This window comes from Citrobacter sp. RHB20-C16 (assembly GCF_013890155.1).
GTDB classification, from domain to species: Bacteria; Pseudomonadota; Gammaproteobacteria; order Enterobacterales; family Enterobacteriaceae; genus Citrobacter_A; species Citrobacter_A amalonaticus.
The window spans coordinates 2,162,799-2,181,730 of record NZ_CP057630.1; the positions used below are offsets into that span (position 1 = coordinate 2,162,799).

Here is an 18,932-nt window from a genome sequence, read left to right on the forward strand (position 1 = left end):
TTTATCCTTTCTTTTGATCAGTGACATCCCGCCATTCACCGTTGCTCAGGTTTCCCAGGGTGTAATCACCCATCGCATAGCGGATCAGGCGCAGCGTGGGGAAGCCAACATGCGCGGTCATTCTCCGCACCTGGCGGTTACGTCCTTCATATAAGGTCACTTTCAGCCAGGCGGTGGGGATGCTTTTACGTTCGCGAATCGGCGGATTGCGCGGCCACAGCCACTCAGGTTCCTCGACGATCTCAACTCCTGCGGGCAGGGTAGGACCATCGTTCAGCGTCACGCCATTGCGCAACGCTTCCAGCGCTTCCGCTGTCGGTTCGCCTTCCACCTGTACATAGTAAATTTTCCCGGTGCGCTTGCCGGGTTGTGTCAGACGCGCCTGCAATGCGCCGTCATTGGTGAGCACCAGCAACCCTTCGCTGTCTCTGTCGAGACGACCTGCGGCATATACGCCCTGCACAGGAATAAAATCTTTTAACGTGCGGCGTCCGGCCTCGTCGGTAAATTGTGGCAAAACATCGTAAGGTTTATTGAACAAAACCACGCGTTTTGGCTGGTTTTCTTTCCGGGGCTTAGTGACTTGTCGTTGGCTGAATCGCTCAACCCGGTGATTTCTAAAAGAAGTTTTTTGCATGGTATTTTCAGATCTTATCAATTGCCGCATTATAGCCTAATAACGAGTGTCTTTCATGGCAGCGAACATTAGGGTAGTATTGACATGCTCATTACAAAACATTAACAAAAAATTGCTCTAACGCAGTCGTGCAGCAGGACGCAAAGGCACATGCAGCGCGATGACAGACGAGCAAACCAGAAGCGCTCGAAGGAGAGGTGAATGGAAAGCAAAGTAGTTGTTCCGGCGGAAGGTAAGAAGATCACCCTGCAAAACGGCAAACTCAACGTTCCTGAGAATCCGATTATCCCGTTTATCGAAGGCGACGGTATCGGTGTTGACGTAACCCCTGCCATGCTGAAAGTGGTCGATGCCGCTGTCGAGAAAGCCTATAAAGGCGAGCGTAAAATCTCCTGGATGGAAATTTACACCGGTGAGAAATCTACCCAGGTATACGGCCAGGACGTCTGGCTGCCAGCTGAAACCCTGGATCTGATTCGTGACTACCGCGTGGCGATTAAAGGCCCGCTGACTACCCCAGTCGGTGGCGGTATTCGCTCTCTGAACGTTGCGCTGCGTCAGGAACTTGACCTGTACGTCTGCCTGCGTCCTGTTCGTTACTATCAGGGCACTCCAAGCCCGGTTAAACATCCGGAACTGACCGACATGGTTATCTTCCGTGAAAACTCAGAAGACATTTACGCCGGTATTGAGTGGAAAGCGGATTCTGCAGATGCGGAAAAAGTGATCAAATTCCTGCGTGAAGAGATGGGCGTGAAGAAAATTCGCTTCCCTGAACACTGCGGTATCGGTATCAAACCATGCTCCGAAGAAGGGACCAAGCGTCTGGTTCGCGCGGCGATCGAATATGCAATCACTAACGACCGTGACTCTCTGACCCTGGTGCATAAAGGCAACATCATGAAGTTCACCGAAGGCGCGTTCAAAGACTGGGGTTACCAGTTAGCGCGTGACGAATTCGGCGCTGAACTGATCGATGGCGGCCCGTGGATGAAAATCAAGAATCCAAATACCGGCAAAGAGATCGTGGTCAAAGATGTGATCGCTGATGCGTTCCTGCAACAGATCCTGCTGCGCCCGGCGGAATACGATGTGATTGCCTGTATGAACCTGAACGGTGACTACATTTCTGACGCCCTGGCAGCACAGGTAGGTGGTATTGGTATCGCCCCAGGCGCTAACATCGGTGACGAGTGTGCGCTGTTTGAAGCAACGCACGGTACGGCGCCGAAATACGCCGGCCAGGACAAAGTGAACCCGGGCTCTATCATCCTGTCCGCTGAGATGATGTTACGCCACATGCAGTGGTTCGAAGCCGCAGACCTGATTGTTAAAGGGATGGAAGGCGCGATTGCCGCGAAGACCGTGACCTATGACTTCGAACGTCTGATGGAAGGCGCTAAGCTGCTGAAATGTTCAGAGTTTGGTGACGCGATCATCGCGAATATGTAATAGCGATAATTGTTAAATCTATTAACGGGAGCGTAACGCTCCCGTTGTTTTTTGTTAGTCTGCTAACGGTTATCAAAATTTTATCAAAACTAGTTATCAAAACCCCCTGGTAGTCTGGGGGAGGCTGGTCGATCAGATGACAGCTCCACTGCCCGGTTCCCATTAGGCATTTCTCAGTTTTGGTGGTGGATGCTCGTTAATAGTTAGGTCCGTTCTGTGACAGGTGCGGGCGTCTTAATGTTTGTTCAGCTAACACAAGTTGAGCGTTTCATAATGATATCTCTTTGCGGATCAGCCCAACCTGGAAGATATGTTCACCCACTTCGGTAAACCCAACCTTACGGTAAAAAGAGATGGGATTACGCATTTTACCTTTTCGGGCGAACTACATGGTCGTATCTCATCATTTGAGGTGTTCGCGCGGTCAAGATCCCTGGCGTCCCGGTTAGCCCTGCTGCAGCGACTGAGCGGGTGAATGCGTTACGTCAACATCTGCGCGCTGGCGTAACCATCGCTATCAGTGGCGATACGTATGCGGGGCTGGGATTAAATGCCGGTTGTGAGGTCTGGTACTCCGTATGTGGTGGGGCTGTTCCTGAAATGGCGAAACAAATCACTGAAGCTACGGCGGCAAACGCTCATCAACGCGTTATTGCCCATGTACAAGGGCGCTTGAGCTGAAGTCATTTCCCCGCAGGACTGGCAGTCTGTCGTCCTTTTGAAACCAGGCAGGAGATCGGTCATCTTCGCATGTTTGAAACAACAACTTTAGGCCGTTTTTCGCTCATAAGGAACAATCCTGCTCATCTCTCCCACATTAAGGAGATTGGAGTATGAACAGCGTCACTCAGGGTGAGATCATGGACGAACGGTGATGGCATCAGGGATGGTGAAAGACCAGCGAATAACCCTGCTCGTGCCAATGCTGAAGCAATTCCTGCTGGCGGCGGGTCGGTTCGATGCCGGTCCAGACAAACAACTGTTGTCCAGGAAAGAGTTCCGGACGTGGAGAATCCAGCGGTTCAGCCAGTACGGCGATGTGCCAGCCTTGCTGAGACAAACGCCAGGCTTCCAGCCACAGACGTGCGCGGTCTTCGGTATCCCAGCCAATCAACAACGCATCTTTGCCTGCTTTTTTGCGGGCTTCGGACATACAGGCGGTCACAAATTCAATCAGCACGCCATCAAGCAAGCTGCACATGATGCGGGCTGTATTATGGTCGAGGCTAAGGCGTTGGCGTACGGGAACGAAAATGTGATCGATAAGATCGTCTGAAGTATGCTCACGGGCAAGAGCACCGATTTTGGCCCGTAACCTGTCCGGATGAGCAAAACGCAGCACGCCCATCATTTCTTCCTGCAAAGTGGTCCAGTCATTATGGGTTGCCACAGTGCTTTGTTCCAGCAACACTTTGACCTTGCTTACCGGCACACCGCTTTTAATCCATCGCTTGATCTCTTCAATGCGCTGGATATCGTCTTCATCAAACTGACGATGGCCGCCTTCGCTGCGCCGGGGCTTTAACAATCCATAGCGCCGTTGCCAGGCGCGCAGGGTAACGGGGTTGATACCGCATCGTTCAGCGACATCGCCTATGCTGTAAAATCCCATAGTGTCCCTCATACGTGGACCGAATCGTTCCTTACAAACTAACGAATCAGCCGTGTTTGTACAATTTATTGTTTATTGTACAACAGCCTCGTAGTAAGCCTAGCTAAAAATAATGAACGTCAGGTAAACAAGACTGATGAGACAGGAAACGTGTACAGCATCCCCTGATGGTGTAGCGAGGTTCACCTGCCGCCATGAATACAGCAGGTGAAATAAGAGGATTACAGCGGTGTTTTTTTCTCAGGCCATGCAACCGGTGGAATTCCACAGAAGCAAGGCGCGGCAAAAAGATGCCCCTGGAACTGAGAAATACCCGCCGATTCCAGCCACATCCATTCTTCGGGCTTTTCAACCCCGACGGCTGATATCGCAATTTCCAGAGACGCACAGCACTTAATCATGGCCTGGATGATGGCCTGTCGTGGGCCGCTTTTATGAACATCGCAAATGAGGTCGCGATTAATTTTGATGCGATCGGGTTGGAACTGCGCCAGCAGCCGCAGACCGCCAAAACCGGCACCAAAGTGATCGAGGGCGATACTGATCCCAGATGATTTCAGGGTTCTCACCGTCTCCGTAAAGGCTTCAAACTCGGAGATAACCTCGCGTTCAGTGAACTCAACGATGATCTGTTCCGGAACAAGACCACTGTCAGCAATGGCATTGAGCAAATAGCTGGCTGCATCCGGCACCTTCACCAACGTCATGGGCAACAGATTCACGGACAAAACCTGATCGCGCAGACCCAGTGAGGTCGCCAGTGTAAAAGCGACTTTCTTACTTTCCAGGTCGGCCAGATAAATATCGTCGCCCTTAATATTGTCAAAATAGCGCTGTGGCGAATCACCCGAACGGGTACGCAGCAGCGCTTCCAGAGAGACAATTTCCTGAGCAAAAGGATCGATGATGGGCTGAAAAGCAAAGCTGCAATTGGCCTCCTCACTGACTGACGTCAGGGGAATCGTGCGAGCGGATTCGGTCGCAATAAAATCCCACGTGTCAGAGGGAGGGATCTCAAAATAGTTCTCTTTTTCAGTGGCTTCCACGAAGGTGCGGAAGAACTGCAGCGCACGGTCGTTGTAGGTAAGTTGGTATCGGGATGTGCCCTTATCGAGAATGGTCTGTAATACCTCCTCCCGATCATGTTCCCGTAAATCAAATAGCTCCATTCCCACTTTCCCAAAGCGGCGGGAGGGACCGTGATCGCACAGCAGTTCGACAACATTATAGTGGCGCTTGTCTTCACAAATCGCCTGATAAATAGCCCTTACGTTTTCATCAGGGCCTTCAAGCAGCTGAAAAAAATGTGTGCCGTTAAACAGCAAAATGCCTGTCACGTCAGCACGCCCATTTGTAAGGTTAGCGGCGGCGACCATACTTTCGAGTGCCTTCACCGGGACGTCATCACAGAGATGACTGCGGTAGATAATGGTAGTGAGCATGATTTTCCGGCATTGAGGAATGATGTTTAACCCTAACAGAACGGAGGAGATATAACACATTAAATTAACGAAAGTTTTACTTAAAAGTGGCAGGTGTGGTTGGAAGTGGAGGATAGCGATGGCATCACCAAAAAATGAGCCTCAAAGTAGTGTACAGATAACTATCAGAACAATACCTATGTATAAGTTATAACTTATTGAAAATAAATCATTAGCACTTTTTGTTAAAAATGAAATCATGCATTTGTACAGGTTTTATGTACAATTTTTCTAACTTTGAATAACGCAGCATTAACCTTTTACTGATTCGCACAGGAGAGACTCATGCAGCAAAATGGTTACATTTCAGATACAGCTAACGCCATTGCACAGTATTTCAGTAAGGCCAATTTGCCGACTCAGCAGGAAACATTGGGGCAGATTGTGGTGGAAATTCTAATGGACGGGCGCAATCTGAATCGCAAGACACTGTGTACAAAATTACTTGGTCGTCTGGAAAAAGCGACCTGTGTAGAAGAGGAGGGTCATTATAACGCGCTGATTGGTTTGCTTTTTGAGCGCTGAGCCCTCGTATTAAAATCGTGAATCAACATGATGCTGTGTTCCTGTCCTTGGCGACACGGCAGAAGAGAGAATGATGATGAACAGAAGTGACATTGAACAACTCACAGACGAACTTATCGGCCAGGCAGTGTTGACGCTGCTGAAACGTAAAGCGGCGTTGAATTCAATGGCCCTGGTCACTCAACTCCGCGTTATGCAGGAAACTGAAATGGACGCCCGTCGTCGAGAGGTATTTCCGCTAATTATTTCTTACATTGAAGCGGTGATAGCTGATAAAGCAACGTCAACACCGACATCCAGACATAGCGGTCAAATGGACACCGTCCGCTCACTTTCAGGGACAACCCTGAAGCCAGGAAAAGGAAAAATTCACTAAACGCTTAACTTTTAATGATGGTGAAAATGATGAACACAGCAATCACACAACAACCTGATATTTATAGTGCTTTGCCTGATCACGTCCTTTCAGATTATTTTCGTCATGCCGGCGACGCCCTTGCTGAAGAAGCAATGGTTTTGGGCGCAGCTATACGCCATATTCTTATAAAGGGTGAGCATATTAATAACAAAAATATCATTTTATCTCTGATACAAACGCTGGAAGTCACGGATGACATCGTACATGCAGATGTGATAAGAAAAACCCTGGAAATTGTTGTCGGACATACTATAGACGATATTTGATGTATTTAACGGGGGAAGTCAATTTTCTGCTCTATTTAAATGCTCAGCGTTGGGTCAGTCGATTATTGCCGACCTTATGTTCCTGGTTTTCCTGAACTGGAAAATAAATCATGCGTAGCGAAAACTAGGTGCAGTCAGCGCATGCCGACCTCTGGTTGTCAGATAATTATCTCAGGTGGGGAATGGAAAGCATTTTAGAACACATCTCCTTTGCGAATACTGCAATACGATACGTGTTTTAACCGAGAACCAATACATTGACGTCCTGAAATATAACTGCGATCGAGGTGGCAGCAAAATTATTCTCATGACGGAAGTGACGTTTGGAACAAACGTGCAGAATGTTCAGGTGGTGCGAAGATTAAAACTCGAGGCGATTCAGTCGCTAATGTGTAATTATCCCAGAAAGCTACATCGGCTACATTTGAATCCCTTTGGAGTCTGGATAAGTCTATGTCTGTTTTTCGCTGTGAGTTCAATGGGTCGATGCAACGCTATCCTTAATCAAGGTGGCGTTGGGATGCTTAAATTTTCACAACGTTACTTTGCTCCATCCTTTGCCGCAGTCATCGTTATAACGATCGGTTTGTTGATGCGTTTTATGGCCAGGTAGTTTTTGTATATCTAACCCTGTACTTTGTACAGACGCTCAGATAATAACCTCTGTTCATGGAAAATTGCCGGCGTTCCTTCTCCCCATTCAATGCCAGCAAGGTCTCCTGCTTTGCTAAAATTGATGCGTCGCATGCCGTAGTTCGAAGCCGCAGACGCGATCATCAAAAGCATGTACTCCAGATTCTGGGTTGTATGTGAACGGGAGCCATCAGGCTCCCGTTATTACGTCCGTTCCGCTATCCTATCGCCTCGCAAAGGCGCGTCTTCATATCACTATAGGCCTGTGCGGCATAGCGTTCAGCCCACGTCTGATCGTCGATCTTCTCGATATTAACCGCACAATACTTAGTTTCCGGCGTCTTTGAGATAGGGTCGAGATTATCCTGCGTGAGTTCATTACACGCGCCAATCCACCATTGATAGGTCATGTACACCGCTCCCTGATTGATGCGCCCGGAGACATCCGCCCGACTGATCACTTTTCCCCGACGTGAGCTGACCCACACCAGGTCGCGATGGCGAATTCCTGCCTTTTGCGCATCCTGCGTGCTGATCTGCACATAGCCAGGCTCATCGGCAAGCGCCTGCAGGGCGGCACAGTTGCCGGTCATGGAACGACAGGAGTAGTGACCGACTTCGCGCACCGTACACAGAACCAGCGGATAGGCCTCGTCAGGCACTTCCGCGGGTGCGCGCCACGGTGCAGCAAACAGCTTGCCTTTACCGTCTGGCGTGTCGAAGCGGCTGTTTTCATACAGATAGGGCGTGCCGGGATGGTCGAGGTCGGGGCAGGGCCACTGGATATGCCCCAGGTCGCCCATCTTTTCCCAGGTGACGCCGTAGAACAGCGGACACAGTTCACGCATCTCATCCCAGATCTGTTGATTGTTTTCATAGTGCATGGGATAGCCCATTTCACTGGCGAGCAGGCTGATAATTTCCCAGTCTCGCTTCACGTCGCCAGTGGGGTCAACGGCCTTTTCGAAACGCTGGAAGCCGCGATCGGCGCAGGTGAATACGCCGCCGTGCTCGCCCCAGGAGGTGGCGGGTAAAATGACGTCCGCCATCTCGGCGGTTTTGGTCATAAAGATATCCTGCACCACGACAAAATCCAGCGCCGCGAAACCGTCACGCACCAGCCCCAGATCGGCTTCCGTTTGCAGCGGATCTTCCCCCATGATGTAGTAGGCTTTAATTTTCCCTTCCAGCGCCAGATGCGGGACTTCGGTAATGCGTGTGCCGACCTTGTCATCCATCCGGCTGGCGTCAATGCCCCAGGCTCTGGCGAACTTCTCTCTGACGGCCGCATCGGTGACATCCTGATATCCCGGAAAAAGATTCGGTAATACGCCCATGTCGCAGGCACCCTGGACGTTGTTCTGCCCGCGAACCGGGCCGACGCCGACGTGTGGACGACCCAGGTTACCGGTCAGCAGGGCAAGGCTCGATAATCCACGCACCACGTCCACGGCCTGACCGAACTGCGTCACGCCCATTCCCCACATCACTGTCGCGGAAGGGGCGGCGGCAAAGGTCCGCATCGCCTGACGAACCTGCGACGCCGGAACGCCGGTTAAATGCTCGACCGCTTCCGGCGCATAGTCTTTAACCGTTTGCCAGTAAGCATCCAGCCCCTGCGTGTGCTTATTCACGTACTCCTTGTCGTAAAGCAGTTCGTCAATGAGGACGTAACCAAACGCATTCACCAGCGCCATGTTGCAACCGTTATTCAGTTGCAGATGCTGGTCAGCAATGCGTGCGGTTTCAATACGGCGGGGATCGCAGACGATGATCTTCGCGCCATTCTGCCGCGCTTTGATCACCCGGCGCGCCACAATTGGGTGAGAGTCTGCGCAGTTATAACCGAAGATCAGCAGACATTTTGAGTTTTCGATGTCGCTGATGGAATTACTCATTGCACCATTGCCCAGCGTTTCCTGGAGGCCAGCGACCGAAGGCCCGTGACACACGCGGGCGCAGCAGTCCACGTTGTTGGTGTTGAGAACCGCGCGGGCGAATTTCTGCATCACATAGTTGGTTTCATTGCCGGTACCGCGAGAAGAACCGGTTGTCATAATGGCGCGAGGGCCCGCGTTGTCGCGGATTTCCAGTAAACGTCGGGCGGTATAGCGGATGGCTTCATCCCAGGTGACCGGGGTAAATTTGTCGCCTTTCTGGTAGCGGATCAATGGGCGGGTGAGGCGGGGAGTCAAAAGGCGGGTATCGTTAAGGAAATCCCAACCATAGTACCCTTTCAGACAAAGTTGGTTCTGGTTAGTCACCCCCTCAGCCGCTTCAGCACGGATGATTTTGTTATTTTCAACAACAAGCTTGAGCTTGCACCCGGCCCCACAGTAGGGACAGACACTGGTGATTTTTTTCATCAATAACAGACCTGTTAAAAGCTGAAATAGCGCGAATTGTGACGAAGCCTGAGCGGAGCCGCTGAAGCTTCGGGTTGTCGTCATGACGCAGGGGATAAGCACAATACGTGCCAGAGTGGCAAAGCCTGGGCTGACGCGGAACGAGGCACAAGCTGCAGGAAAAATGACAGCGGATTCGACATAAATGACGAACGGACGTCAAAAAAAAGCCCGCACAGAGGCGGGCAAGACATACTGGAAGCAATGTGAGCAATGTCGTACTGAATACCCGAGTTATTTACTCAACTATTCAGTGATGAGAAAGATAATCTTTATCATCTAAACTTGCAACCCCAACTTTTGTGGGAGAAATCAGAAAGCTAAATTAAGTGATGTTCATCACAAACTTCAATTTCCTGACATTGTGCTATCCTTTTTAACGGCGAATAAACCGCTAACGTAAAATCGATAAGTGAGGAAAAAATGGGCATTATTTCATGGATTATTTTTGGTTTGATTGCAGGTATTCTGGCGAAGTGGATTATGCCTGGTAAAGATGGTGGTGGATTCTTTATGACGATCATTCTGGGGATCGTCGGTGCCGTAGTGGGCGGCTGGATCAGTACGCTGCTTGGTTTTGGGAAAGTCGATGGTTTTAATTTCGGCAGCTTTGTGGTGGCGGTTATTGGTGCCATCGTCGTCCTGCTTATTTACAGAAAAATCAAAAGCTAAGGCGCAATAATTGACTGACAAAAGGCGACCTGAGGGTGGCCTTTGTCATTTCAGGCCTGGCGTTACCACCAACCCAGTTCGGTACCCAGCACCACGACTATCGCGACGACAATCATAATCAGCGTCGTTTTTTTCATGATTTACGCCCCCGGTGCGGCATAGCCACCGATAAAAAACCAGGCCAAAAAAACCACGGCCGTAATAAAAATGACGACGGGAAACAGTATGCCCAGTCTCATGCGATCACCTGTCTGAATTATGCAAAGAGCTGCAAGGATAACAGGGGTTAATGGGTGACAAAAGGGGTTTTGTCCTCACGCTTTTCGCTTATTCTGCGAGTCGCCAGGACGTGACAAGTACGCTTTCGGCAGGCTATTATTTCTCAGAATTATCTTAAACACAGTCGCAAGCGCGCAACGAGAGAAGTATGTTCCAGCTAAAGCCGGGCACCCTGGCGCTGATTATTGGTGCGAAAACATCGGCCGGACGCGGCAATATCGGCAAGACGGTGGAATTGTTCCATCTCTGCCAGCCGGGTGAGGTATTTATTAATCCCATAAATGGATTTACCACCATGCTGCCGAAAGAGACGCCACGTGCGCTCTGGCTGGTGACGGGGGAGGTGGTGTCGGCAAACGGGCAGCAGGGTTTTGCCTGGGTCAGAGCGGAACACTTGATGCCTCTGTTGCCGGATATTCAGCCTGAATCGACGGTTACCCGCGAATCACAACTCGCGTAGCCAGTCTGCCAGCACAAGGGCGTGATTTTGTTCGCTGTTTTTGGCGGCGTACAGCAGCGTCAGTGTCTGCTGGCGGGCAATCTGCGCCAGCCGCTCGCCTTCCTTCTTCTGCGTGACAAGTTCAGCGCGGTACTGCTCAGTAAAATGCTGAAAATCGATCGTTTCTGCGTGAAAAGCTTTGCGCAGCTCTGTCGAGGGAGTGAGCGCTTTGACCCACTCATTGAGCACGAGATCCGCTTTTTTGATCCCGCGTGGCCACAGTCGGTCAACCAGCACCCGGTAGCCGTCGCTGTCTTCTGCCGGGTCGTAGACGCGTTTACACTGAATATTCATGTTTGTCATTCTCCTCAATCCAGGCGCAAAACTCATCGAGCTGTTGGTCGGAAAAAACCGTGATTCCGTGCTGGCGTAGCAGCGCGGTGGCCACTCCCATACCGGGATGACGTTGTCCGCTGAAGCTGCCGTCGTAGATAAACTGACTGCCGCATGTTGGGCTGCCGTCGGTGAGTAGCGCAACGTCACAGCCGGTCTCCTGTGCCGTGCGCAGCGCCAGCCAGGCGGCAAGCTGATAGTGCCCGGTGACATCTTGACCGTTCTTTTCCACAATGGATGCGCGCTCGTGCATCACATCGTTGCCATCGGCCCGAACAATTTCCGCCGGTGGGCGTGGTGTCGGCAAGCCTGCGGCCAGTTCAGGGCAATGGATGACCAGACGCTGTTCTGCCTGCAAACGCGCCAGTATCGCAGCGGGATGCGCTTTCTCGCTGCCGTTATAACGCACCTTCAGCCCCATCAGGCAAGCGCTCACTAAAACCTTACTTTTCATCGCATTTGCCTCGTCCGGCAGAAAAACTGCTCTCGATCACTATATCACTTCGCACGCGTTCATCCCTAAATTAAGGGATTGTGATGGCAGTAAAAGATCGGTAGGCTGAGGTTCCTTATGTTGTCCCCAATTGTTCTGACGTAAGGAATTCTCCATGGAAATATCCCCTGTAAAAGATACGCTGCGTATTGCGCTGGTGGGTGATTACAACGCTGGCATCACGGCGCATCAGGCGATTCCTCTGGCCATCGACGACGCTGCTGCGGTTCTGGAACTGCTAGCGGATTACGACTGGCTGTCCAGCACTGAAATCACCAGTGCAGAAGATCTGGTGGGCTATGACGCCATCTGGGTGGTGCCTGGCAGCCCCTATAAAAATACCGAAGGCGCGTTGACGGCCATCCGTTATGCCCGCGAAAACAGCATTCCTTTCCTGGGAACCTGTGGCGGTTTTCAACACGCCATCCTTGAATATGCGCGTAATGTGCTGGGCTGGTCAGATGCTGCCCATGCGGAAACTGACACAACGGGCCGGATGGTTATTGCGCCACTTGCCTGTTCGCTGGTGGAAAAAACCGACGATGTTGAACTGCGGCCCAATACGCTGATTGCTAAAGCCTATGGTCAGCCGGTGATTTCGGAGGGCTATCAGTGTAACTACGGCATTGCTGAGGCGTTTGCGGCTGAACTGGATAGCGGTGATCTGCGGGTGACCGGCTGGGATGATAACGGGGATATTCGGGCGGTGGAATTGGTGACGCATCCGTTCTTTGTCGCCACGCTTTTCCAGCCTGAACGTGGCGCTCTTGCGGGGAAACCGGTTCCCCTGGCGCAAGCGATGCTGCGCGCTGCGCGAGGCTAATCAGTAGGGCAGACATCACGTCTGCCCTGAGCTTATCAGGCGGTAATCTCTTTATTTCGTCCCGCATAGAAACCGAATATCGCCATCCCTATCGCCAGCGCCGCAACGGTCAGCAGCGGGATCTGCCAGTCTCCCTGGGCGTCATGGATCCTGCCCATCAGCGGCGGCCCGCAAGCGGCTAACAGATAACCGACGGATTGCGCCATGCCGGAAAGCGCTGCTGCCTGATGCGCAGAACTGGCGCGCAGGCCGATAAAGGTCAGCCCCAGAATCATCGTTGCACCGGAGCCGAATCCAAACAGCAGCGTCCATAGCACCGCCTGATCCGGCATAAACCAGAAGCCAGCGGCACCCACAGCGCACATCAACGACACCAGTGCGGCGATGCAGCGCTGATCGTGAAAACGGTGCAGCACCAGCGGAATGAGTAAACCGGGAGAGGCGGTTGCTAACTGGAGCAAACCATGCAGCGAACCGGCCTGCGCCTCGCTGTAGCCGTGGCTAATTAAGATTGCTGGCAGCCAGCCGATAATCACGTAATAGATAAGCGAGTTAATTCCAAGAAATAACGTCACCTGCCAGGCCAGCGGTGAACGCCAGATGCCGCGTGCGTGCAGGGTGCGCGAGGTGGTTACATTCGCGTGGGCGGCATGACGCCACTGCGGCAGCCAGATCAGCAACGCCAGTAGCGGAAACACCATCAACAGCAGCAACGCTCCGCGCCAGCCAAACCCGCTCAGCGCCAGCGGAACCACCAGCGCGGAGCCCAACGCGGCGGCAGCCCCCATCGTCAGGGAATAAGCACCGGTCAGTCTGGCGACGTGCTGCGAGAAATCGCGTTTGATAAGCCCTGGCAGCAGCACGTTGCCGAGGGCGATACCGCAGCCGATGATGGCAGTGCCAAGAAACAGTAAAGAGGCGTCCGGCAGTGAGCGCACGGCAACCCCGGCGCAAATCAGCAGCATTGCCGCGAAGAGACTGCGTTCCATGCCAATACGGCGGGCAATGCCAGCGGCAAGCGGAGAAACCAGCGCAAACGCCAACAGCGGCAGGGTGGTTAATAATCCCGTCTGGGCAGTCGTAAGACCATAGTCCGTGCGAATCGCTTCCAGCAAAGGGGCGGCGCCGGTAAACGTCACGCGCAGCGTGGTGGCAATCATCAGGATACCGGCAATCAGCAGGGCACCGTGGTTGCCGCGTGGTGGTGAAGAAGTCATTGTTCTCTCATATCAACAGGTGAGGCCGTACCTTACCGCGTTTATCTGTGTTGTGAATCAAGCTAAAATGACAGTTTATCGCTAAATTCGGACAAAATGATGTACAGCCTGCGACTCGACGGATATGACCCCGATCTGCACCACGATGCCGCCGTGGCGTTTCGTATCCGCGCTCGCCCTGATGAGCTGTTTAGCGCGCAGCACCAGCATCGTAAAGGGCAACTGATTATGGCACTGCATGGGGCTATCACCTGTGATGTTGAGTGCGCTATGTGGATGGTGCCGCCGCAGTACGCGGTCTGGATCCCCGGCGGCGTTCCCCACAGTAATCACGTAACGGCAGGCGCGGAGCTCTGCTTTCTCTTTATCGAACCGGAGGCCGTCACACTACCGGGACGTTGCTGTACGTTAAAAATTTCTCCGCTTTGTCGGGAGCTGATCCTCTCGCTGGCGAGGCGTAGTGACGCTCAGCGGGCAGAGCCGCAAACGCAGCGCCTGACGCAGGTCTTATTTGATGAACTTCCGCAACAACCGCAGGAGCAGATGCAGCTGCCGGTTTCTGCGCACCCGAAGATCCGCCGGATGGTTGACACCATGGCGCGCGAACCGGCGCAATGGCAAACGCTGGGGCAGTGGGCCAGCGTATTTGCGATGAGCGAGCGTAACCTTGCCCGACTGGTGGTGAAAGAGACAGGGCTCAGCTTTCGTTGCTGGCGACATCAGCTACAGCTCATTCTGGCCCTACAGGCCCTGGTCGGCGGGCAGAACGTGCAGCAGGTGGCGCAACTGTTGGGGTATGATTCGACCACGGCGTTTATCACCATGTTCAAAAAAGGCCTGGGACAGACGCCAGGCCGTTATCTGGCGGGATTGACTACTGCCTTCCCACAATAAGCGAGACCAGACCGGCCGCGATAAGCGGACCAACAGGTACACCGCGAAACAGGGCCACGCCAAGCACGGTGCCGACCAGCAAACCGGCGACCAGCTGTGGCTGGCTGCCCATCAGCGTCACGCCGCGGCCGCCGAGCCAGGAGACCACCACGCCAACCACAATCGCCACCAGCGATTTCCAGTTAAGGAAAGAGTGGATCAAGGTGGAAGGTGGCAGTGTCCCGCTGGCGATAGGCGCCATGACGCCGATGGTCAGGATAATAATCCCGATGGTCAGCCCCTGTTTTTCAATCCACGGGAAAAAGGTATTGAGCGGGGTAACGCGGACAATAATCAGCACCAGAATTGAAACGGCGACAGTGGTGTTATGGCTGACAAAGCCCAGAGCTGCCAGTCCGAGCAGGATCAGCAGAGTGACATCAAACATCGTGGTTTCCTTGCCAAAAAAAGTTAAGCCTGTTTACTTTACGCCCAAACGCCACGCAGAACAGACTTTTTTAGAATCTGCTGGCTATTTCGGGCAAATGCCTGACGGCGAAAAACAGGCAATTTTTTATTTTGTCATCAAATTGCCATTATTGCGGACTATCAATAGCAGATGAACCGGTCTCGCTCATTTTGAGGTGTAGCCATGAACGATCAGATGTTTATTGAAACGCTCATTATTAGTTCATCCTTTTTCGCCATCGCCGCCGTTATCGTGATTTCTGTTTTAATTCTCGAACGTGGTAGCTGAACGCTTACGATATGCGGTGAAAAGCCACCAACTCTGGCCGGGCAATACGCAGATAATCGTCAGTATTGAGAATAATCGATTTCGTGAGCACGCCGGCGTTAAAGGCGATTTCACGATAACGTTCGAACAGCAGCGGATCGGCGACCAGCATTAACTGTGGATGAAAACTGAAAGGCGGGATCGCGCCAAATACGCAACCGGTGAGTTCGTCCACTTCTGCCGGGCTGGCAAGGGACGCACGCAGACCGCCAAGATACGTCGCCAGTTGACCAAGATCGGCCTGTTGGTCGGCAGGTAAAATAGCCAGTACATGCTGATTTACCCCATTCCCTTTCACTTTACAGACAAGCGCCTTTGCTCCCTGACCCAGTGCTGTCCCCCGAATTTCTGATACGGCCTCGCATTTCCCGACGGCCTCATGGCTGACGACGCGATAACGGGCGCCCTCCAGAGACAATAAATCGAGTAAACGCTGATGGGTTTCGCTGCCTTTCTCCATTATTTCGCTCATTTTTTACTCCTGTTTGCGCGAAAAAACACGGTAAAGATTATCATGAACGCTGACGATTTTGGTGCTTGTTGAGGTAGAGTTGCTCGTCAGAAGCGGTGTAGGCATCATGCAGCGAATCGTTCGGCTGCATGCTGTAGCTGCCTGATGAAAAACGAATATCCTTCTCAGGTGCCACGGTCCGCTGGTGGTTGGCTATCCGTTCCGGCAGACGAGCCGCCATATCTGGCTCTGCGTCCACCAGAATGATGCAAAATTCATCGCCGCCCAGACGGATGGCGTAATCACTTTTGCGCACCGACGCCTCAATCGCATTTGCCAGTAAGGTGATCGCCCGATCCCCCTCGTGGTGTCCCTGCGTATCGTTAATCATCTTCAGCTTATCGAGATCGATAGCGATAAAGGTCACTGGCGTTCCGGTGCTGACAAAACGCTGTAATCGCTGCTCAAGCGTCGGGGTTAAAATTTTACGGTTATACAGGCCTGTCATCGCATCGCTGATATTTTCACGGGTAACATTATGGTAAAGGCGAAAATGCAGCCGGACCATATTGAGGAGCAGGGCAGTTGCCAGAAGGTAAAACAGAAACAGCTTCCAGGACGAGACAATGAAATACAAGATATCGAGTGACAGTTCGACGTGCAGACCACCAGGAAGATCGCTAATGTAATTGACGTACGGGAAAAGATTATTCTCGCTTTGATGAATAATAATCGTCTTATCCGAGTCGGTATCGGTGACGCTGGCATTGAGATAACGCCATACCAGTGGGCGGTCGTGGGTAAAAACAATATTTTGCAAGTTGTGCTTATTAATATCCACCATCACGATGCCTTTTAACTTACCGTGCAGATAGACCGGTGTTAAAAAACTCATCACGTTAAGTTCGGTACGATCATCCTGATAGATACTCGACAGCACAGTACGTCCAGAAAACAATTCATCAATATCGGCCTGATGAATACCTAATGAGCCTTTCTGTAAAAAAGCCCAGTGATGCATGGCAAACTGCCGCGTATTGATCGGATCATAGAAATAAATATATTGATTTTGTAAATCCAGATAATAATGAAATTTCTCTTCTGACGTGGCGAGACCTTTTCCATAATCAATCTGTTCCCGGTTAACCTTCACGGCCTGATCAAAAGCAGGAAGCAACAGCACATCGTCCGCGATACGCGCACAGTCATCAATGGAGGTTTGTAACGTACCATGGAGCGCGGGATAATTATGCTGCGTCAGATTCAAACCATACACCGAGTTAACACTTTCAAACGACTGGCAAAGGGTATGGCGGGTATCCGCCGGGAGCGTTTTCTCGGGTGTTGCCAGTGTGCGCATCAGATGGGCGGCAATGCTCTGATTCTGGTATTTATCATACAGAAATGAGGAGTCTGCTTTTTCGATGATATAGCGCATATAGCCATTCATTGACTTATAGCTGGCAATAAGTTCATAGATCAAAAAGGAAGATGTCAAAACGACAACGCTTGCGGAAATAAAGAGCCTGAGCGCTTTATGGGGCAATTTCATGATAAACAACAACTCTCCAGGTCAGATAATCTATTTTATCACACGTCACAGGTGCAACCTACCGGCCAGCAGGGATATGGAGTGCAAAAAAGGCATGAAATGAACCAGCCAGGAGATTATTTCCTGGCTGGCTGTCGTTTAATTGGTGCTGGTGGCACCTTGTTTATGAAAAAGTTCGCGGAACACCGGATAAATATCATCCTGATCGCGAATATGTTGCATCGCAAAATTATCAAACGTGGCTTGCAGATGTTCATATTCGCGCCACAGGGTTTGATGTGCGCGGCGGGTAATTTCGATATAACTGTAGTAACGAACCACCGGTAGCAGTTTCTTCGCCAGAATCTCATGGCACAGCGGAGAGTCATCTGCCCAGTTATCCCCATCCGATGCTTGTGCGGCGTAGATGTTCCACTGCGCAGGATCGTAACGTTCTTTCACAACGTCATCCATCAACTTCAGGGCGCTGGAAACAATGGTTCCCCCGGTTTCCTGAGAGTAGAAGAACTCATGCTCATCGACCTCTTTTGCCTGGGTGTGGTGACGAATATAGACCACTTCCACATTCTTATAGGTTCGGCTCAAAAACAGGTAGAGCAGAATATAAAAGCGTTTGGCCATGTCTTTCGTCGACTGATCCATGGAGCCGGAGACGTCCATCAGGCAGAACATCACCGCCTGGCTGGACGGATCGGGCCGCTTCTCGTAATTTTTGTAGCGCAAGTCGAAGGTGTCGATAAATGGCACGCGTTCTATCTTGGCCCGCAGCTCAGCAATCTCTTTGCGTAATCGTTCCTCCTCCAGCAGTTGCGCCGGTTCGCTTTTGCTGATGGTGTCGAGATCCTGTTCCAGCGCGTGTAACTCGCGTCGTTTGCCGGCCGTCATGGCCGTGCGCCGGGCGAGAGAATTTTGCAGCGAACGCACGACGCTGATATTGGCCGGAACGCCGTTGGCGGTATAACCCGCCCGGTGCGTTTTATACTCCGTAAGCTGGCGCTGCTGGTTTTGTTTCAGGTTAGGCAGCGCTAAATCTTCGAAAAGCAGATCCAGGTATTCGTCTTTAGAGATCTGAAAGACGAATTCATCCTGGCCTTCACCGTCCTGACTGGCCTGGCCCTGTCCGCTACCTGAACTGCCACCTCCGCCCTGCGGACGCTCGATACGGTCATTTTGTACGAAATGGTCGTTACCTGGGTGAACACGATGGCGCAGGCCGCCGCGCCCCTGATGAAACATCGGTTCGCTGATATCTTCCGTCGGAATGGAGACAGATTCACCGCTGTCTACATCGGTCACCGAACGCTTGTTAATGGCCTCGGAGATCGACTGTTTAATTTGTGCTTTATAACGGCGTAAAAAGCGCTGGCGGTTAACCGTGCTCTTATTTTTGCCGTTAAGTCGTCGGTCAATGAACCAGGTCATATGCCCCCCGTACTGCATTTGCCAACTTTACGCTTCATCCTTCACGTTATCCCGGCGTTGGCTGCATTCGCTCACCCCAGTCACGTACTTATG

The 18,932-nt window shown here is 51.8% G+C and carries 22 protein-coding genes and 2 pseudogenes; 10 read left to right on the forward strand and 14 right to left on the reverse strand.

Annotation, left to right across the window (positions count from 1 at the left end):
* Position 1: 1 nt before the first annotated feature.
* Positions 2 to 667, reverse strand: coding sequence for a 23S rRNA pseudouridine(2457) synthase RluE (gene rluE / locus HVX64_RS10350; RefSeq protein WP_072140761.1), 666 nt, complete (start codon positions 665 to 667; stop codon positions 2 to 4).
* A gap of 171 nt (positions 668 to 838) precedes the next feature.
* On the opposite strand from rluE, the gene icd reads away from it, so the two are divergent.
* Together icd and HVX64_RS24285 are read left to right on the forward strand one after the other, a co-directional pair.
* Complete coding sequence (gene icd, locus HVX64_RS10355) at positions 839 to 2,089, forward strand: NADP-dependent isocitrate dehydrogenase (protein WP_043000943.1); 1,251 nt, start codon at positions 839 to 841, stop codon at positions 2,087 to 2,089.
* 355 nt (positions 2,090 to 2,444) lie between these two features.
* Positions 2,445 to 2,746 (forward strand): annotated as a pseudogene (locus HVX64_RS24285) (dihydrodipicolinate synthase family protein); the annotation flags it as partial.
* A 223-nt stretch (positions 2,747 to 2,969) separates the two neighbouring features.
* On the opposite strand, the gene HVX64_RS10370 reads toward HVX64_RS24285, so the two are convergent.
* Together HVX64_RS10370 and HVX64_RS10375 are read right to left on the reverse strand one after the other, a co-directional pair.
* On the reverse strand, positions 2,970 to 3,701 hold the full coding sequence (locus HVX64_RS10370) for a MerR family transcriptional regulator (protein WP_043000942.1): 732 nt from the start codon (positions 3,699 to 3,701) through the stop codon (positions 2,970 to 2,972).
* 221 nt (positions 3,702 to 3,922) lie between these two features.
* The gene (locus HVX64_RS10375; protein ID WP_043000941.1) at positions 3,923 to 5,143 is read right to left on the reverse strand and encodes a diguanylate phosphodiesterase; all 1,221 of its coding nucleotides are present in this window, start codon (positions 5,141 to 5,143) and stop codon (positions 3,923 to 3,925) included.
* A 324-nt stretch (positions 5,144 to 5,467) separates the two neighbouring features.
* Between HVX64_RS10375 and ycgZ the strand changes: the two genes are divergently transcribed.
* The 3 genes from ycgZ (at position 5,468) to HVX64_RS10390 (ending at position 6,391) form a co-directional block, all read left to right on the forward strand.
* Complete coding sequence (gene ycgZ, locus HVX64_RS10380; protein WP_043000940.1) at positions 5,468 to 5,707, forward strand: regulatory protein YcgZ; 240 nt, start codon at positions 5,468 to 5,470, stop codon at positions 5,705 to 5,707.
* A 70-nt stretch (positions 5,708 to 5,777) separates the two neighbouring features.
* Positions 5,778 to 6,083 (forward strand): hypothetical protein, encoded by a 306-nt coding sequence (locus HVX64_RS10385; protein WP_181825401.1) that lies wholly within the window; start codon positions 5,778 to 5,780, stop codon positions 6,081 to 6,083.
* Between the two features lie 41 nt (positions 6,084 to 6,124).
* Positions 6,125 to 6,391, forward strand: coding sequence for a biofilm development regulator YmgB/AriR family protein (locus HVX64_RS10390; RefSeq protein ID WP_043001947.1), 267 nt, complete (start codon positions 6,125 to 6,127; stop codon positions 6,389 to 6,391).
* A 532-nt stretch (positions 6,392 to 6,923) separates the two neighbouring features.
* Here the strand turns inward: HVX64_RS10390 and HVX64_RS10395 are convergent.
* Positions 6,924 to 7,129: pseudogene (locus tag HVX64_RS10395) on the reverse strand (integrase); the annotation flags it as partial.
* A gap of 113 nt (positions 7,130 to 7,242) precedes the next feature.
* The gene (fdhF, locus tag HVX64_RS10400) at positions 7,243 to 9,390 is read right to left on the reverse strand and encodes a formate dehydrogenase subunit alpha (protein WP_044254902.1); all 2,148 of its coding nucleotides are present in this window, start codon (positions 9,388 to 9,390) and stop codon (positions 7,243 to 7,245) included.
* Between the two features lie 462 nt (positions 9,391 to 9,852).
* Between fdhF and HVX64_RS10405 the strand changes: the two genes are divergently transcribed.
* The gene (locus HVX64_RS10405) at positions 9,853 to 10,101 is read left to right on the forward strand and encodes a GlsB/YeaQ/YmgE family stress response membrane protein (RefSeq protein WP_043000937.1); all 249 of its coding nucleotides are present in this window, start codon (positions 9,853 to 9,855) and stop codon (positions 10,099 to 10,101) included.
* 62 nt (positions 10,102 to 10,163) lie between these two features.
* On the opposite strand, the gene yoaJ is transcribed toward HVX64_RS10405, so the two are convergent.
* A complete protein-coding gene (gene yoaJ / locus HVX64_RS10410; protein WP_086513017.1) occupies positions 10,164 to 10,238 on the reverse strand; it encodes a protein YoaJ in 75 nt (24 codons plus the stop codon).
* 3 nt (positions 10,239 to 10,241) lie between these two features.
* Entirely contained in the window at positions 10,242 to 10,340 is a 99-nt protein-coding gene (locus HVX64_RS10415; RefSeq protein ID WP_042287604.1) for a YoaK family small membrane protein, read from the reverse strand.
* A 188-nt stretch (positions 10,341 to 10,528) separates the two neighbouring features.
* Here HVX64_RS10415 and HVX64_RS10420 point away from each other — a divergent pair, with 188 nt between their 5' ends.
* Complete coding sequence (locus HVX64_RS10420; RefSeq protein ID WP_044254899.1) at positions 10,529 to 10,840, forward strand: hypothetical protein; 312 nt, start codon at positions 10,529 to 10,531, stop codon at positions 10,838 to 10,840.
* Here HVX64_RS10420 and HVX64_RS10425 read toward each other — a convergent pair.
* Together HVX64_RS10425 and HVX64_RS10430 are read right to left on the reverse strand one after the other, a co-directional pair.
* Positions 10,826 to 11,173, reverse strand: coding sequence for a DUF488 domain-containing protein (locus HVX64_RS10425; RefSeq protein ID WP_044254896.1), 348 nt, complete (start codon positions 11,171 to 11,173; stop codon positions 10,826 to 10,828). The genes HVX64_RS10420 and HVX64_RS10425 overlap by 15 nt on opposite strands.
* Entirely contained in the window at positions 11,157 to 11,666 is a 510-nt protein-coding gene (locus HVX64_RS10430; RefSeq protein ID WP_044254892.1) for a DUF523 domain-containing protein, read from the reverse strand. Before HVX64_RS10430 ends, HVX64_RS10425 begins: the two co-directional genes overlap by 17 nt.
* A 154-nt stretch (positions 11,667 to 11,820) precedes the next feature.
* Here HVX64_RS10430 and HVX64_RS10435 point away from each other — a divergent pair, with 154 nt between their 5' ends.
* Positions 11,821 to 12,528: a CTP synthase gene (locus tag HVX64_RS10435; RefSeq protein WP_044254889.1), complete on the forward strand. Its 708-nt coding sequence runs from the start codon at positions 11,821 to 11,823 to the stop codon at positions 12,526 to 12,528.
* A gap of 35 nt (positions 12,529 to 12,563) precedes the next feature.
* Here HVX64_RS10435 and HVX64_RS10440 read toward each other — a convergent pair whose 3' ends face one another.
* Entirely contained in the window at positions 12,564 to 13,745 is a 1,182-nt protein-coding gene (locus HVX64_RS10440) for a CynX/NimT family MFS transporter (RefSeq protein ID WP_044254887.1), read from the reverse strand.
* 99 nt (positions 13,746 to 13,844) lie between these two features.
* Here HVX64_RS10440 and HVX64_RS10445 point away from each other — a divergent pair, with 99 nt between their 5' ends.
* Entirely contained in the window at positions 13,845 to 14,639 is a 795-nt protein-coding gene (locus HVX64_RS10445) for a helix-turn-helix transcriptional regulator (protein WP_044254885.1), read from the forward strand.
* On the opposite strand, the gene HVX64_RS10450 is transcribed toward HVX64_RS10445, so the two are convergent.
* On the reverse strand, positions 14,620 to 15,066 hold the full coding sequence (locus HVX64_RS10450; protein WP_043000929.1) for a DUF441 domain-containing protein: 447 nt from the start codon (positions 15,064 to 15,066) through the stop codon (positions 14,620 to 14,622). The two genes, HVX64_RS10445 and HVX64_RS10450, sit on opposite strands and share 20 nt — an antisense overlap.
* 204 nt (positions 15,067 to 15,270) lie before the next feature.
* On the opposite strand from HVX64_RS10450, the gene yoaI reads away from it, so the two are divergent.
* On the forward strand, positions 15,271 to 15,375 hold the full coding sequence (gene yoaI, locus HVX64_RS10455) for a small membrane protein YoaI (protein WP_086512617.1): 105 nt from the start codon (positions 15,271 to 15,273) through the stop codon (positions 15,373 to 15,375).
* Positions 15,376 to 15,379: 4 nt separating this feature from the next.
* Here yoaI and HVX64_RS10460 read toward each other — a convergent pair whose 3' ends face one another.
* The 3 genes from HVX64_RS10460 to HVX64_RS10470 all read right to left on the reverse strand — a co-directional run bounded on the left by HVX64_RS10460 (position 15,380) and on the right by HVX64_RS10470 (position 18,839).
* On the reverse strand, positions 15,380 to 15,886 hold the full coding sequence (locus HVX64_RS10460) for a YbaK/prolyl-tRNA synthetase associated domain-containing protein (RefSeq protein WP_044254882.1): 507 nt from the start codon (positions 15,884 to 15,886) through the stop codon (positions 15,380 to 15,382).
* A 40-nt stretch (positions 15,887 to 15,926) separates the two neighbouring features.
* Complete coding sequence (dgcJ, locus tag HVX64_RS10465; protein WP_181825431.1) at positions 15,927 to 17,417, reverse strand: diguanylate cyclase DgcJ; 1,491 nt, start codon at positions 17,415 to 17,417, stop codon at positions 15,927 to 15,929.
* Positions 17,418 to 17,555: 138 nt separating this feature from the next.
* Positions 17,556 to 18,839, reverse strand: a complete 1,284-nt coding sequence (locus HVX64_RS10470) for a YeaH/YhbH family protein (protein WP_044254879.1) — start codon at positions 18,837 to 18,839, stop codon at positions 17,556 to 17,558.
* Between the last annotated feature and the right edge of the window lie 93 nt (positions 18,840 to 18,932).

What these genes read in the sequence shown, in the direction of transcription:
- dgcJ (WP_181825431.1), bottom strand. Translation starts at nt 17,417, where the DNA reads ATGAAATTGCCCCATAAAGCGCTCAGGCTCTTTATTTCCGCAAGCGTT.
- HVX64_RS10450 (WP_043000929.1), bottom strand. Translation starts at nt 15,066, where the DNA reads ATGTTTGATGTCACTCTGCTGATCCTGCTCGGACTGGCAGCTCTGGGC.
- HVX64_RS10430 (WP_044254892.1), bottom strand. Translation starts at nt 11,666, where the DNA reads ATGAAAAGTAAGGTTTTAGTGAGCGCTTGCCTGATGGGGCTGAAGGTG.
- yoaI (WP_086512617.1), top strand. Translation starts at nt 15,271, where the DNA reads ATGAACGATCAGATGTTTATTGAAACGCTCATTATTAGTTCATCCTTT.
- fdhF (WP_044254902.1), bottom strand. Translation starts at nt 9,390, where the DNA reads ATGAAAAAAATCACCAGTGTCTGTCCCTACTGTGGGGCCGGGTGCAAG.
- rluE (WP_072140761.1), bottom strand. Translation starts at nt 667, where the DNA reads ATGCGGCAATTGATAAGATCTGAAAATACCATGCAAAAAACTTCTTTT.
- icd (WP_043000943.1), top strand. Translation starts at nt 839, where the DNA reads ATGGAAAGCAAAGTAGTTGTTCCGGCGGAAGGTAAGAAGATCACCCTG.
- HVX64_RS10385 (WP_181825401.1), top strand. Translation starts at nt 5,778, where the DNA reads ATGATGATGAACAGAAGTGACATTGAACAACTCACAGACGAACTTATC.
- HVX64_RS10470 (WP_044254879.1), bottom strand. Translation starts at nt 18,839, where the DNA reads ATGACCTGGTTCATTGACCGACGACTTAACGGCAAAAATAAGAGCACG.
- HVX64_RS10375 (WP_043000941.1), bottom strand. Translation starts at nt 5,143, where the DNA reads ATGCTCACTACCATTATCTACCGCAGTCATCTCTGTGATGACGTCCCG.
- HVX64_RS10420 (WP_044254899.1), top strand. Translation starts at nt 10,529, where the DNA reads ATGTTCCAGCTAAAGCCGGGCACCCTGGCGCTGATTATTGGTGCGAAA.
- HVX64_RS10435 (WP_044254889.1), top strand. Translation starts at nt 11,821, where the DNA reads ATGGAAATATCCCCTGTAAAAGATACGCTGCGTATTGCGCTGGTGGGT.
- HVX64_RS10370 (WP_043000942.1), bottom strand. Translation starts at nt 3,701, where the DNA reads ATGGGATTTTACAGCATAGGCGATGTCGCTGAACGATGCGGTATCAAC.
- HVX64_RS10425 (WP_044254896.1), bottom strand. Translation starts at nt 11,173, where the DNA reads ATGAATATTCAGTGTAAACGCGTCTACGACCCGGCAGAAGACAGCGAC.
- HVX64_RS10445 (WP_044254885.1), top strand. Translation starts at nt 13,845, where the DNA reads ATGTACAGCCTGCGACTCGACGGATATGACCCCGATCTGCACCACGAT.
- HVX64_RS10405 (WP_043000937.1), top strand. Translation starts at nt 9,853, where the DNA reads ATGGGCATTATTTCATGGATTATTTTTGGTTTGATTGCAGGTATTCTG.
- HVX64_RS10415 (WP_042287604.1), bottom strand. Translation starts at nt 10,340, where the DNA reads ATGAGACTGGGCATACTGTTTCCCGTCGTCATTTTTATTACGGCCGTG.
- HVX64_RS10460 (WP_044254882.1), bottom strand. Translation starts at nt 15,886, where the DNA reads ATGAGCGAAATAATGGAGAAAGGCAGCGAAACCCATCAGCGTTTACTC.
- ycgZ (WP_043000940.1), top strand. Translation starts at nt 5,468, where the DNA reads ATGCAGCAAAATGGTTACATTTCAGATACAGCTAACGCCATTGCACAG.
- HVX64_RS10440 (WP_044254887.1), bottom strand. Translation starts at nt 13,745, where the DNA reads ATGACTTCTTCACCACCACGCGGCAACCACGGTGCCCTGCTGATTGCC.